The sequence below is a fragment of the Pseudarthrobacter cremeus genome, from assembly GCF_051857465.1.
Lineage (GTDB): Bacteria > Actinomycetota > Actinomycetes > Actinomycetales > Micrococcaceae > Arthrobacter.
On record NZ_JBPZHC010000006.1, the window covers coordinates 76,578 to 88,559 of the forward strand.

13 protein-coding genes are annotated in these 11,982 nt (G+C 66.7%); 10 read left to right on the plus strand and 3 right to left on the minus strand.

From position 1 onward, the window contains the following. Nucleotides 1-38 precede the first annotated feature (38 nt). Complete coding sequence (locus tag ACS5PJ_RS12455) at nucleotides 39-947, plus strand: helix-turn-helix domain-containing protein (RefSeq protein WP_439435195.1); 909 nt, start codon at nucleotides 39-41, stop codon at nucleotides 945-947. Nucleotides 948-996: 49 nt separating this feature from the next. Here ACS5PJ_RS12455 and ACS5PJ_RS12460 read toward each other — a convergent pair whose 3' ends face one another. Together ACS5PJ_RS12460 and ACS5PJ_RS12465 are read right to left on the minus strand one after the other, a co-directional pair. After that, a complete protein-coding gene (locus ACS5PJ_RS12460) occupies nucleotides 997-1,209 on the minus strand; it encodes a dodecin (protein ID WP_354148127.1) in 213 nt (70 codons plus the stop codon). Nucleotides 1,210-1,304: 95 nt separating this feature from the next. Next, on the minus strand, nucleotides 1,305-2,018 hold the full coding sequence (locus tag ACS5PJ_RS12465) for a FadR/GntR family transcriptional regulator (RefSeq protein ID WP_439435196.1): 714 nt from the start codon (nucleotides 2,016-2,018) through the stop codon (nucleotides 1,305-1,307). 158 nt (nucleotides 2,019-2,176) lie between these two features. On the opposite strand from ACS5PJ_RS12465, the gene ACS5PJ_RS12470 reads away from it, so the two are divergent. The 9 genes from ACS5PJ_RS12470 (at nucleotide 2,177) to ACS5PJ_RS12510 (ending at nucleotide 10,897) form a co-directional block, all read left to right on the plus strand. Then, a complete protein-coding gene (locus tag ACS5PJ_RS12470) occupies nucleotides 2,177-3,640 on the plus strand; it encodes a four-carbon acid sugar kinase family protein (RefSeq protein WP_439435197.1) in 1,464 nt (487 codons plus the stop codon). Between the two features lie 141 nt (nucleotides 3,641-3,781). Continuing rightward, nucleotides 3,782-4,684 carry an NAD(P)-dependent oxidoreductase gene (locus ACS5PJ_RS12475; RefSeq protein ID WP_439435198.1) on the plus strand — a complete coding sequence of 301 codons (903 nt, stop codon included), beginning with the start codon at nucleotides 3,782-3,784 and terminating at the stop codon, nucleotides 4,682-4,684. A 164-nt stretch (nucleotides 4,685-4,848) separates the two neighbouring features. Further along, entirely contained in the window at nucleotides 4,849-6,315 is a 1,467-nt protein-coding gene (locus tag ACS5PJ_RS12480) for a GntP family transporter (RefSeq protein ID WP_439435199.1), read from the plus strand. Further along, nucleotides 6,315-7,166 carry a class II fructose-bisphosphate aldolase gene (locus ACS5PJ_RS12485; protein WP_439435200.1) on the plus strand — a complete coding sequence of 284 codons (852 nt, stop codon included), beginning with the start codon at nucleotides 6,315-6,317 and terminating at the stop codon, nucleotides 7,164-7,166. Before ACS5PJ_RS12480 ends, ACS5PJ_RS12485 begins: the two co-directional genes overlap by 1 nt. Before the next feature lie 54 nt (nucleotides 7,167-7,220). Further along, nucleotides 7,221-7,625: a DUF1304 domain-containing protein gene (locus ACS5PJ_RS12490; protein WP_439435201.1), complete on the plus strand. Its 405-nt coding sequence runs from the start codon at nucleotides 7,221-7,223 to the stop codon at nucleotides 7,623-7,625. A gap of 131 nt (nucleotides 7,626-7,756) precedes the next feature. Continuing rightward, nucleotides 7,757-9,100, plus strand: a complete 1,344-nt coding sequence (locus tag ACS5PJ_RS12495) for an acyltransferase family protein (RefSeq protein WP_439435202.1) — start codon at nucleotides 7,757-7,759, stop codon at nucleotides 9,098-9,100. After that, complete coding sequence (locus tag ACS5PJ_RS12500; protein WP_354148119.1) at nucleotides 9,097-9,426, plus strand: GNAT family N-acetyltransferase; 330 nt, start codon at nucleotides 9,097-9,099, stop codon at nucleotides 9,424-9,426. Before ACS5PJ_RS12495 ends, ACS5PJ_RS12500 begins: the two co-directional genes overlap by 4 nt. A 114-nt stretch (nucleotides 9,427-9,540) precedes the next feature. Continuing rightward, nucleotides 9,541-10,080: a hypothetical protein gene (locus ACS5PJ_RS12505; protein WP_439435203.1), complete on the plus strand. Its 540-nt coding sequence runs from the start codon at nucleotides 9,541-9,543 to the stop codon at nucleotides 10,078-10,080. A gap of 43 nt (nucleotides 10,081-10,123) precedes the next feature. After that, a complete protein-coding gene (locus ACS5PJ_RS12510; RefSeq protein ID WP_439435204.1) occupies nucleotides 10,124-10,897 on the plus strand; it encodes an SDR family NAD(P)-dependent oxidoreductase in 774 nt (257 codons plus the stop codon). Here ACS5PJ_RS12510 and ACS5PJ_RS12515 read toward each other — a convergent pair. Next, the gene (locus ACS5PJ_RS12515) at nucleotides 10,869-11,963 is read right to left on the minus strand and encodes an FUSC family protein (RefSeq protein ID WP_439435205.1); all 1,095 of its coding nucleotides are present in this window, start codon (nucleotides 11,961-11,963) and stop codon (nucleotides 10,869-10,871) included. The genes ACS5PJ_RS12510 and ACS5PJ_RS12515 overlap by 29 nt on opposite strands. Between the last annotated feature and the right edge of the window lie 19 nt (nucleotides 11,964-11,982).

An 11,982-nucleotide genomic window follows, 5' to 3' on the forward strand; every position in this document is an offset into this window, starting at 1 on the left:
GTAGAAAGCAGTCATCCGGCCGGGGCACAATGGGGTGCATGGGTCAAAGCGCCGAATTTGGAAAGTTCCTCAAGGCCATGCGGTCCCGGTTGAGCCCCGAGGACGCAGGAGCGGAGGGGGCCTCCGGTGCGAGGAGGGTGCCCGGGCTTCGCCGCGAGGAAGTGGCCAGGCTCGCCGGGGTCAGCACGGACTACTACGTCCGCCTGGAACAGGGACGGAACATCCATCCCTCCCGCGCGGTGCTGGAATCAGTGTCCCGTGCACTCCGCCTGGATACGGGGGAGCAGGCGCACATGATGGACCTGCTCGAAAACTGTGCCGCCACCACCAGGACCCCCGGACCGGCGCAGGGTGTGCGCCCTGCCCTCCGTCAGTTCCTTGAGGCCGTCGGCGATGTGCCCGCGCTGCTGCTGGGGCGCCGGACCGACGTCCTTGCCGGAAACAGGATGGCTTTCCTGCTCTTCGCTGATTTTCCGCAGCTGCCTGCTCCCGAGCGCAACCTGACCCGCTGGCTGATCCTCGATCCGCAGGCCCGGGAGCTCTTCCGGGACTGGAAGACGGTGGCAGCGGAGGCCACCGGTGCGCTGCGTGTGGATGTGGGGCGGCACCCGAATGATGCGCAGGCGAACCAGCTGGTGGGGGAGTTGGCTGTCCACAGTGAGCATTTCCGCCAATGGTGGGCAGGGCACCGGGTCGCCACGCGGTCCTCCGGCATTGTCAGGCTCCACCATCCCGCCGTCGGCGATCTTGAACTGAACTTTGAAAACCTGGTCCTCCCCGACGACCCTGATCTTCAGCTCCGCGTGTTTTCCGCGAAGCCCGGGTCGCCGTCAGCCGATGCCCTGCTCCTGCTGGGCAGCCTGGGCGCCCCGGCATTGCCTGAGCAACCTGAGAAACCGGAGCGGCTCGCTGCCGACGCCGGTCCACCGGCACCGGAGAAACACTGATGGCTGCGCCGGAGCGGCGCAGCCATCAGTGTTTCGAAGCTTGTGGTGGTCAGTGTTCTTCGAGGCGGAAACCGAGCTTGATGGTGACCTGCCAGTCTGCGATCTTGCCGTCCTCCAGATGACCGCGGACTTCCTTGACCTCAAACCAGTCGAGGTGGCGCAGGGTCTGGGATGCCTTGGCAATGCCGTTGCGGACGGCGTCGTCCACGCCCTGGGTTGATGTGCCGACAATTTCAGAAATGCTGTACGTGTGGTTGGACAACTTCGCTCCTCGTGATCGCCTTTGAGTCCCGGTTTGCGGACCGTCCTTGCAGACTAGTAGGACTTCCGGGCCGGGGGAAGTGGCAAATCCCGTGGTCAGGCGCCCTGGGGTGCCTCGAGGACGAGGTTCTTCAGGTCATTGAGGGTCTGCTGCATGTGCGCGTCCATGGCTTCGCGGGAGCGTCCGGCATCCCGTGACTCGAGCGCCTCCGCGATGTTCTGGTGATGCCCGATCGCGTGCTCCTGGATCTCCGGCACGACGGAAGTTTCAGCCCTGCGCTTTTCCAGCACCCGGTGCAAAGGCTCGAAAAGGACGGCTACAAAGACGTTCTCGGAAGCGCGCAGGATCAGGTCGTGGAAGGCGAGATCGGCCTCAACGAATGCAGCGACGTCATTGACGTCATGAGCAGCACGCATGGCAGCCACGTAGCCGAAAAGGGACTGGATGTCCGCATCGCCGATCCGGGCTGCCGCAAGTTCGCAGGCCCCGGTTTCAAGCATCCGGCGCAGTTCGATGAGCTGCACCGACGCGTCCGCCTCATTCTTGCCCTCCGACGCCGCGCGCAGCACAGCTTCCAGGGACGCCCAGCGGTTCAGCGGGTTCACGAAGGTGCCGCGGCCACGTTCAACGCTGAGGATCCGTTGCGCCTCCAGGGTCTTCATGGCCTCGCGAACGGTCATGCGGCTGACGTCGTGCCGGGCGCTGAGTTCAAGCTCGCCGGGCACGCTGGATCCGGGCGGGAAGTCCCCGGCGATGATCCGGTCGAGGAGTTCGTCGGCAACGACGCCCACCAGTGATTTCCGTGCCATGTTCCCCCTGCCCCCGTCGCCATATATGTCTGACAAGTCTACTTGCGCAGCTTCCCTGTGGTGTGCCACACTATTTTAAATGTTAGATGTCAGACATCTTACAGATAGAACGCGATGACGAATTTCACCACCATAGATTTCACACAACGGAGTGCATAGTGACGCTTGAAGCAGACATCCTGGCGGCCTTCCCGGCAGAGGTCCAGATTCCCGCCCGCCTCGTTGCCGACGCGGTCGCCGCCTCCAGTGCGGTAACTCCCAAGATGCTGGTAGTGCTCGACGACGACCCCACCGGAACGCAGTCCGTTTCAGATCTGCCTGTGCTCACCAGCTGGGACGTGGAGGATTTCATCTGGGCGTTCGGCCAGGAAAAACCCGCTGTCTACGTGCTGACCAACACCCGCAGCCTGGACCCTGCCGAGGCCGCGGCCCGGAACGAGGAAGTGGTCCGGAACGCGCTGGCCGCAGCCGGCTCCAACCTGCGGCTGGGGTTCGTCAGCCGCAGCGACTCCACCCTCCGCGGCCACTACCCGCTGGAACCTGACGTCATCGCCGCCACCGTGGCTGAGGTCACCGGGGAACGGACCGACGGCGTGGTGCTCGTTCCTGCCTTCCCGGACGCCGGCCGCGTGACCATCGGCGGCGTGCACTACATGCGTGGCACCGGCGCCGACGCCGGAAAGCTCACGCCCATCGCCGAGACCGAATTCGCCAAGGACGCCAGCTTCGGCTTCGCCAACTCGGACATGGCTAAATACGTGGAGGAGAAGTCGGAGGGCCGCTTCGCTGCAGAGTCGGTGATCGTGCTGGACCTGAACATCATCCGCGCCTCCACCGATCCCCAGGTCACCGCCAACGCGATCGCCGGCGCCATCGCACCGGCGACGAACTCCACTCCGATCGTGGCGGACATCGTCACCGAGAATGACCTCCGCTCCCTGTCCCTGGGCCTGGAAGAAGCCGAACGCCGCGGCAAGAAACTCCTCTACCGGGTGGGCCCGCCATTCGGACGTGCCCGCATCGGCCAGGAAATCCGCACGGAGCTCAGCGGCGCCGAAGCCTACGCCGGGCACACCCCGTCCACGGCGGGCGGCCTGATCGTGGTCGGCTCGCACGTGGGCGTCACCACCCGCCAGCTCAAGGTCCTGACGGAACAGCACAGCGCGGCCCGAATCGTCGAAATCGACGTCGAGAAGCTGCTTGGCGACTCCGCTGACGCCTACCTGGACCAGACCGTCAACACGGTCGTGGATGCGCTGCATGGGGGAGACGTGATCGTCCACACCAGCCGCCTGCTCATCAAGACCGACAACCCCGCCGAGTCATTGCGGATCGCGCGCACCGTCTCGGCCGCCGTCGTCGCCGTGGTCAACCGGACCCTGAAGACCTTCCGGCCCCGGTTCGTCATCGCCAAGGGCGGCATCACGTCCTCCGACGTCGCCGCGCACGGCCTGGAAATCCGCCACGCCATTGTCCGCGGGCCCATGCTCCCCGGCATCGTCTCGCTGTGGGAGCCGGTGGACGGCCCCGCCAAGGGCATTCCATACATCGTCTTCGCCGGCAATGTGGGCGATGACCAGTCCCTCGCCGACGTCACCCGCAAGCTCAGCAACACGTTCTAGTCCCCACCTGCTCCCAACCCTCGCAAGTCCCCACCGGCTCCCAACCCTCGCAAGCTCGGGTCGGGGCCCTCGCCGGAGAGGCTCCACGGCCCCTTCCCCTCGCCGGCGTGGGCCCACCCGCAAAATTCACAGGAGAACATCATGACCAGCAACTACACCGTCACCGTCCTGGGCCTGGGCGCCATGGGCCTGCCCATGGCCACCCGCCTCGCCAGTGAACTCACCGTCCACGGCTTCGACATCGCCGAACCGCGCCTGAAGCTCGCCGAAGAAGCCGGCATCCGCACCTTCGCCTCCGCCAAGGAAGCGGCCCAGAGCGCCGATGCCCTGCTCCTGGCCGTCCGCAACGGCGAACAGCTCAACGATGTCCTCTTCGGCGAGAACGGCGTCGCCTCCGTGCTCAAGCCGGGCGCGGTTGTCATCCTGGGCAGCACTGTGGGCACCGAAGCCATCCCGGCCACGGTCGCTAAGCTGGCCGAATACGGCGTCGAACTGGTTGATGCGCCGCTGTCCGGCGGTCCCAAGCGCGCCGGCGAAGGCGACCTGCTGATCGTCGTCGGCGCTTCCCCCGAAGCCCGCGAAAAGGCCGCCCCGGCGCTCGAGCTCCTCGCTTCCACGCTGACCGTGGTGGGCGACAAGCCCGGCGACGGCCAGGCCCTCAAGACCGTCAACCAGCTCCTGTGCGGCATCCACATCGCCGCCGCCGCCGAGGCCATGGCCCTCGCCGACGCCCTCGGTCTGGACCAGGCCAAAACCCTCGCCGCCCTCGAAGCAGGCGCAGCGGGTTCCTTTATGCTCTCCAACCGCGGCCCGCGCATCCTCGAGGCCTACACCGAGGAAGGCGCCGAGGTCCTCTCCCGCCTGGACATCTTCGTCAAGGACATGGGCATCGTGGGCAAAGCCACCCGCGCCGCCGGCCTGGCCGCCCCCGTTGCCGCCGCCGCCGAGCAGCTCTACCTCCTGGGCCAGGCCCAGGGCCTCGCCGCCGCCGACGACTCCGCCGTCATCAAAGTCATCGCCCCCACCAAGCGCACCACCGCTTAAGCACCACCACCTAGCCTCCTCCGAACAGGCACGACGACGGCGGTCCCCCCTCCGCCGTCGTCGTGCCTCCCCGAAGTTCCCGGCATCCCACGTCCCAAACTGAAATTTCCACCGCACGATACAGCCCGTCTTCCGGAGACCGGCTTGTCAAAGGAGACACCCGCATGAACCCCCTGATTAACTCCCTGATGGTGCGGGCGGCCGATGCCCCAGCCATTAAACCCGCCGTGGAGCTGGGTACTCCGCTGCTGCTCACCATCGCCGCCATTGGCATCGCCGTGCTGCTGGTGATGATCATCCGCTTCAAGATCCAGGCCTTCGTGGCCCTGCTGAGCGTCAGTATCGCCGTGGCCGTCGCCTCCCAGATCCCGCTCAAGGACGTCTTCACCGTCGTGGCCAACGGTGTGGGCGGCACCATGGGCAAAGTCGCGTTGCTGATCGCGCTGGGCGCGGTGCTTGGCCGGATGATCGAGGTCTCCGGCGGCGTCCAGTCCCTGGCCTCCCACTTCACCGCGAAGCTTGGCGCCAAGCGCGTGGCGGTGGCCCTCACCGCGGTCGGCTTCCTGGTGGCCATCCCCGTGTTCTTCGAGGTCGGCATCATCGTGCTGGTCCCGATCGTCTACGCCTTCGCCAAGATCGCCAACGTGCACCCGGTCAAATTCGGCCTGCCGATGGCCGGAATCATGCTTGCCATCCACGTGGCCGTTCCGCCGCACCCCGGCATCGTGGCAGGCGCCGGCGTGTTCGGCGCCGACATTGGCCTGATCACCCTGATCTCGCTCATCATCTGCATCCCGCTGGGCTTCCTGTCCTACTTCGTTGCCAGCATCATGAACCGCAAGGACTACGAGCTGCTGCCCTCGGTCAAGGCCCAGGTGGACGAGTTCGGTTCGGATTCCCTCGTGAAGGTGGGCCACGACGGCCCCGGCGCTGCAGCCATTGCTCCTCCCCGCCCGGCCCTGATCATGTTCCTCATCGCCGCGCCGATCGTGCAGATCCTGATCGGCACCCTGGGCACGCTCACCATCCCCAAGGGCGACCCCTGGTACGGACTGGCAGCGTTCGTCGGCAACCCGTTCTTCGCCCTCCTGGTGGCCGTGGCCCTGTCCTTCTTCCTGCTGGCTGTCCGCCGCAACTGGTCGCTCCGGGAGACCGGCGAGATCTTCGAAGGCGCGCTGCCGCCCATCGCCTCCATCCTGATGGTGGTTGCTGCCGGCGGCGTGTTCGGTGAAGTCCTGCGCACCTCCGGGATCGGCGCCGCGCTGTCCCAGACCCTTGACCACCTGGGCCTGCCGGTCATCGTGCTCGGCTTTGTCATCTCCCTTGCACTCCGCGCAGCCCAGGGTTCGGCCACGGTCGCCATCGTCACCACCACCGGCCTGCTGACCTCCGCCGTGATGGAAGGCGGCTACTCACCGGCCCAGATTGCCGTCATCGTGATCGCCATCGGCTTCGGTGCGCTGGGCCTGTCCCACGTGACCGACGCCGGTTTCTGGACCGTGGTGCGCTACTACGGCCTCACGGTCTCTGATGGACTCCGTACTTGGACCGTGCTCACCACCATCCTCGGCCTGGCCGGCTTCGCGCTGACCTTCGCCGCCTGGATCCTGGTAGGGGGCCTCGGCGTCTGATGCGCACCCGACTCGACCACCTGGTCACCTCCGCCCTGCAGCAGGGCTCGGCCGTTCCGGCGTTCACCTGCTACGACTTCACCACAGCACTGGCCGTTGTGGGGGCCGCTGAAGACGCGGGCAACGGCATCATCCTGCTGGTGGCCCCCAAGACGGCCGCCACCACCAACGGCCTGCGCCTGATCGCCGCCCTCCGCGGGCTGGCGGACGGCGCCTCGGTCCCGGTTGCGGTGCAGCTGGATCACGCCACTGACCTCAAAGTGATGGCCGACGCCGTCGCCGCGGGGGCGGATTCGGTCCTCGCCGACGGCTCGTCCCTGCCCTATGAGGACAACATTGAACTGGTCCGTGAGGCGCGCGCCCTGCTGGGTGCCGGCGTCGTACTCGAAGCGGAACTCGGCGGCCTGGCCGGCGACGAGGACAAAGCTTTCGGCGCGGACGAGGCCGGCGTTGACGTCGCCGGCCTGACGGATTCCGCCCTGGTGGAGGACTTCGTGGCCCGGACCGGCGCGCAGCTGCTGGCCGTCGCCGTGGGCAATGTCCACGGCAAGTACAAGGGCGAGCCGCAGCTCCGCTGGGACGTTCTCCAGGACATCGCGGTGCGGACCCACATCCCGTTGGTACTCCACGGTGCCTCCGGCATTCCGGCGGGCGAGCTGGTCAAGGCAGCCGCCATGAATGTGGGCAAGGTAAACTTCAATACCGAGCTCCGCACCGGGGTGCTGGCCACACTCCAGGAGCAGCTGCCGGCGCACCGGGCCGACGGCGAGAACCTCCAGGGCCTGCTGGGCCACTGGAACACCTCGGCCCGCGAATTCGCTGCCGCTGCGCTGGGCATGCTCACCCGCTGAGGTCCTGAACGCAGGTTCGCCGGCGAAGAATCGAAGGGAGGCTAGGATCGAGCCATGATCCTGGCCTCCCTCCTTTTCGCGTTCCTCGCAGCCGCCCTCCACGTGTACATCTTCAGCATGGAGTCCCTCACCTGGACGAGGCCTGCGACCTGGAAGAGGTTCGGCCTGGCCTCCCAGGCTGACGCCGAAACCACCAAACCACTTGCTTACAACCAGGGCTTCTACAACCTGTTCCTTGCCATCGGCGCCTTTGCGGGAGTGTCCTGCGTAGCGTTCGCACCGCAGGGGTCCGTACAGGCGGTGGTGGGCTGGACCCTGATCTTCAGCTGCTGCGGTTCAATGCTGCTCGCCGCCGCAGTGCTCGCCCTCAGCGGGCGGAAGTACCTCCGCGCCGCGGTTCTGCAAGGCACGACGCCGTTGCTCGCCGTCGTGCCCGGTCTCATCGCGCTGTTCGGGTAGGTACCGTGCAGGACCCTTCACTGTGTATGGCACCGTGTGCTGGCCTCCGGTGCTGCGCGGGCGGACAATGTAGGTAACTACATGCAGGTAGCGGCAGCATCCGGCGCAGGCAGGGACCGCAGGTGAGTGGCGTGAAAGAACAGTGGCCAACGCCGCCGGGCGAAGCGGTGATTCACCGTGACCTCGGCATCGACGTTGTCCGGTTCGCGTGCCTGGCCCTCGTGGTGGTGAGCCATTGCATGATGGTCAGCCCTGTCCTCCATGCGGACGGCACGGTGACCAGCCAGAATACCCTGGGGGATCAGCACTGGTTCGAGCCCGTCATCTGGATCTTCATGGTGATGCCTCTGTTCTTTGTCACAGGCGGAACCACTGGCCTGCAGTCCTGGCTACGCCTCAAAGCCCGCGGTGGAACCGGCTTCGATTTTGCCCAGATCCGGCTTCTGCGGCTGGTCCGGCCCGCAGCGGCACTCCTGGCAGTGATGTTCCTGGGACTGTGGGCGGCACGGCTGCTCGGCGTGGACCCCCAGGTGACCCAGCTGATCGCCACCGGAGCAGGCATGCCGCTCTGGTTTCTCGCGGCCTACCTCGCGGCCCAGCTGAACATCCCCCTCCTGGCGCGGCTCCATGCGCGTGCGCCCTGGCTGACCCTCGCGGCTCTGGTGACGCTCGTGGTGGCCGTCGACTGTTTCCGCGGCACGCTACCCCTGCTCGCATACGCGAATCTGGTCTTCCTCTGGTGCGCCGTGCAGCAACTGGGCTTCCTGACGGCCGACGGTCACCTCGCCAGGCTCCCGCGCTCCGGCCTGGTGGGACTGATCGTCGCAGCCAACCTGTTGCTGGGTTTGATCACCGGGCTGGGCCTCTACTCGGGAAACATGCTGGTCAACCTCAACCCGCCCAACCTGTGCCTCTTCCTCCTGGGTGTCTCCCAGGCCGCCGTTCTCCAGCTTTTCCGGCCGGGGATGGACTGGATCTCCGGCATACATTGGGTCCGGGCGGTGGTGTCCGCCGCCGGGCGACGTGCCATGACGGTGTACCTGTGGCATTTGCCTTTGCTTGCTGCGATGTCCGGGCTGCTGCTCCTGACCGATTTCCCCAAACCCGCGGCGGGCACGGCAGCGTGGTGGTGGGCGCGGCCACTGGTTCTGTTGGGCGTCGTGACCCTCCTGCTGCCCGTGATCGCTGTGTTCGGGCGCCTTGAGGAACGTCCGACGGCTGCGGTCCATGCCCGCGGCAGGCCCGCCGCCGCGGTGGTGACGGCCGCCGTCGTCGTCTTCATTCCGGTGGCGGACGCCGCCTTCAATGGCCTCACCCTTGCGTTGCTGGGCGGCGGAGCAGCCTGCTTCGCGTTGGCTGTCCTGCTGCTGGGGAGGGTCCCGGAGCGGGTGCCCGTGCCCGTCGTTTCCGAATCCGGGAACGGGGAGGGCGGGGCATTGCCAGCGGGCCCAAGTAGTGCCAGTGTCGAACCATGACTGAGAACATGGTTTCCACTGAGGACAAATTCAGCCCGGACGTGTCGCTGGCACGGGATGACGAGCATCACTTCTACGAGCTGAGGGTGGGCGGGAAGATCGCCGTCCAGTCCTTTTTCAGGGACCGGCCCGGACACGTGGATTTCACCCACACGGAGACCGCGGAGGAATTCGCGGGCCAGGGGCTGGGCAAGGTGCTGGCCCACTTCGCCCTGGACGACGTCGTCGCGTCAGGGAAGCGGATCATTCCGCACTGCCCGTTCATCAGCAGCTACCTCCGCAAGCACGAGGGCTATGAACAGCACATCGACTGGCCCGAAGAATAGGTGCATGCCGAGCAGACAGATACGGGGGATTCAGGCCTTGTGAGCCGGGCGGCATCTTCGTAAGGTCGTAAGTGGGCCATGCAGTCGGCCCACGGTACTTCCGTGGAGATTCCCGTGAGCCACAGACTTTCCCACCACAAGCTTCGAGTCGTTGTCCATTGCGACGTGGATCCTGGGCAGGTCAGAGTGGATGTGGGCGGATGCCTGACGCAGTCCACCTTCCCTGCCCTCCTGCACATGCTGCTCCGGGCGCACCGGCTTGTCTCCAGCCCCGCAATAGCGCTGGACCTGCGGCGTGCGATCCACCTGGACGCCGGGGTCTTGGCGCATCTTCGCCTCCTCGCCGGGGCCGGCCGCCCGCTGGCCGGCCAGCGCGAAGTCCTGCGCCAGGGGTTGGCCTGGGCTGTGGCCGCGGCCCTTGAGGAGGCCGGACATCTTCGGCTGACCCTCATCGAACCGGTGTACCTGCCGGTGTGCCCCGTCCATTCCGGCACCCACTTCGAGGCTGCGCGCCGGGACGCCGCGGAAGCCTCGGTGGTGGAACACCCGAGCCAGCCGACCGATCCGGCCAGCCCGGTGCGCCCGTCCCGCGCCGCGTCGGCCAAGCGGGCCCAGCGCGAACGGTCAAACAAGGCCGCTCATACGCATCTGTGAGGGTACGCAGCAGTGGAAGGCGCCTCCGGTTAGGCTTGGGCCCATGACGCCACAGGACAGCAGGACCACCGCGCTGATTACCGGTGCCAGCGCGGGCATTGGCGCCGAGTTCGCCCGGCAGCTCGCCGGCCAGGGTCATGACCTGGTACTGGTGGCCCGCGACCGGGCCCGCCTCGAAAAGGCAGCGGCGGACCTGGAACAGCAGTACGGAATCACCGCTGAGGCGCTGCCCGCAGACCTGACGGACGACGCCGGTGTGGCCGCCGTCGTCGCACGTCTCACCGACGACGCAAGGCCCGTGGAAATCCTGGTGAACAACGCGGGCCGTGGACTGGTGGGCGACTTCGAGGAGAACAGCATCTCGGACGAGAAGCAGGGGCTGGTGCTGCACTGCCAGGTGCCGCTTGAACTCACCCATGCGGTCCTGCGGGGAATGCTGGCCCGTGGCTCCGGCAGGATCATCAATGTGGCCAGCATTGCCGCCTTTATGCCACGAGGGACTTACTCTGCGGCGAAGGCCTGGCTGCTGAGCTTCAGCCGCTGGGCCAACGCGGCGTACGGGAAGCGGGGCGTGAAGGTCACGGCGGTGTGCCCGGGCCTTACCCATACGGAATTCCACGAGCGGATGGGTATGGACAAATCGGTGACACCGCCCTGGATGTGGCTGACTGCCGAGCGGGTGGTGCGCGAAGGGCTGGCGGACAGCCTCCGTGGCAGGGCAGTGTCCGTTCCGTCCAGGCGCTACAAGGCGCTGGCCGTGGTGGGACCGCTCTTGCCAGGCCGCCTGGTCACCCGGAGGGCTCCCCGGGTGAAGTAGATCCGTCGCCTCCGGGCGCGAGCCCGCTGCGACGGCGCACAGTTACCACCACCAGGATTCCCACCACGGCACCCACAAAGGTCTCCAGTGCGCGCTCCATGATCAGGACGCCCGGGGAGGTGGGTGCGGCCAATTGGGTCATCAGGAGGACGACGGGTGTGAACGAAACCATCGCGAGCCCGTAGTGCCGTGCCATGAACAGCTCCGTTGTGAACTGGAAAAGTATGACCAGGATGGCCATCATTGCCACATGGTGCACGCCGTAAAACTCCGCGGGAAGCCACGGGCCGGGAACAAGGACGACGGCGGTAACGGCCAGGCCGAGTAAGGTCCCCACGATGCGGTGAATTCCTCGGCGGACACTGCTGGGCAGATCGGCTCCGGCGAGCGGAACGGCGGCCGCCGCCATGGCCCAATGGGGATGGCCGCTGCCACTGAGCACTCCGATGGATCCTGCGACGCCCGTTGCCAGGACGTACCGGGCTGCGTGAACAGCTGCCAGCCGCCGGGCGTTTCCTTGTAGTGGCAGTGCATCGCGGGCCGCTCCGGGTTGCCACACCCTGGCCCGGAACCATCCGCCGAAACCCACTGCCAGGGAGAACGCGGCAGCTGCTGCGGCGATGAGCACGGCTACGTACCACGGGACGGCTGTTGGGACGGAGGCGCATGCACCCAGGGCGAGAATGCCGAAGAACGGGCCGTTGGGCTGCAGCCGAACCCTGTCCGCAAACACCGAGCCGACTCCGGCAAGGACGGCCTCCACGCCGACCAGCCACCAGGACTGAAGGTGGTTGACGGAGAGGAAAACGCCGACGGCGACGCCGCCGAGCAGCACAAGTGCTGCCTGGGACTGGTGCCTCAGCCGCAGCTGGTGGGATTCCGCCCGTCCGTACATTCCGGTCAGGGCGCCGAAGACGGCGTAGATGATGAGGTCCGGGCGCCCCGAACCCAGGAGGACAAGGGAAGGTACGGCTGCACTGAGGGCGACCCGGAGGGCGGCGAGGTGATCGTTGGTTGCCGGCTCCAGCCTGTGTAAGGCACGCAACTGGCGCAGGACGGGCTTCACGGATCACACCAACCTTCAG

What these genes read in the sequence shown, in the direction of transcription:
- ACS5PJ_RS12455 (WP_439435195.1), top strand. Translation starts at nt 39, where the DNA reads ATGGGTCAAAGCGCCGAATTTGGAAAGTTCCTCAAGGCCATGCGGTCC.
- ACS5PJ_RS12465 (WP_439435196.1), bottom strand. Translation starts at nt 2,018, where the DNA reads ATGGCACGGAAATCACTGGTGGGCGTCGTTGCCGACGAACTCCTCGAC.
- ACS5PJ_RS12475 (WP_439435198.1), top strand. Translation starts at nt 3,782, where the DNA reads ATGACCAGCAACTACACCGTCACCGTCCTGGGCCTGGGCGCCATGGGC.
- ACS5PJ_RS12480 (WP_439435199.1), top strand. Translation starts at nt 4,849, where the DNA reads ATGAACCCCCTGATTAACTCCCTGATGGTGCGGGCGGCCGATGCCCCA.
- ACS5PJ_RS12485 (WP_439435200.1), top strand. Translation starts at nt 6,315, where the DNA reads ATGCGCACCCGACTCGACCACCTGGTCACCTCCGCCCTGCAGCAGGGC.
- ACS5PJ_RS12490 (WP_439435201.1), top strand. Translation starts at nt 7,221, where the DNA reads ATGATCCTGGCCTCCCTCCTTTTCGCGTTCCTCGCAGCCGCCCTCCAC.
- ACS5PJ_RS12500 (WP_354148119.1), top strand. Translation starts at nt 9,097, where the DNA reads ATGACTGAGAACATGGTTTCCACTGAGGACAAATTCAGCCCGGACGTG.
- ACS5PJ_RS12510 (WP_439435204.1), top strand. Translation starts at nt 10,124, where the DNA reads ATGACGCCACAGGACAGCAGGACCACCGCGCTGATTACCGGTGCCAGC.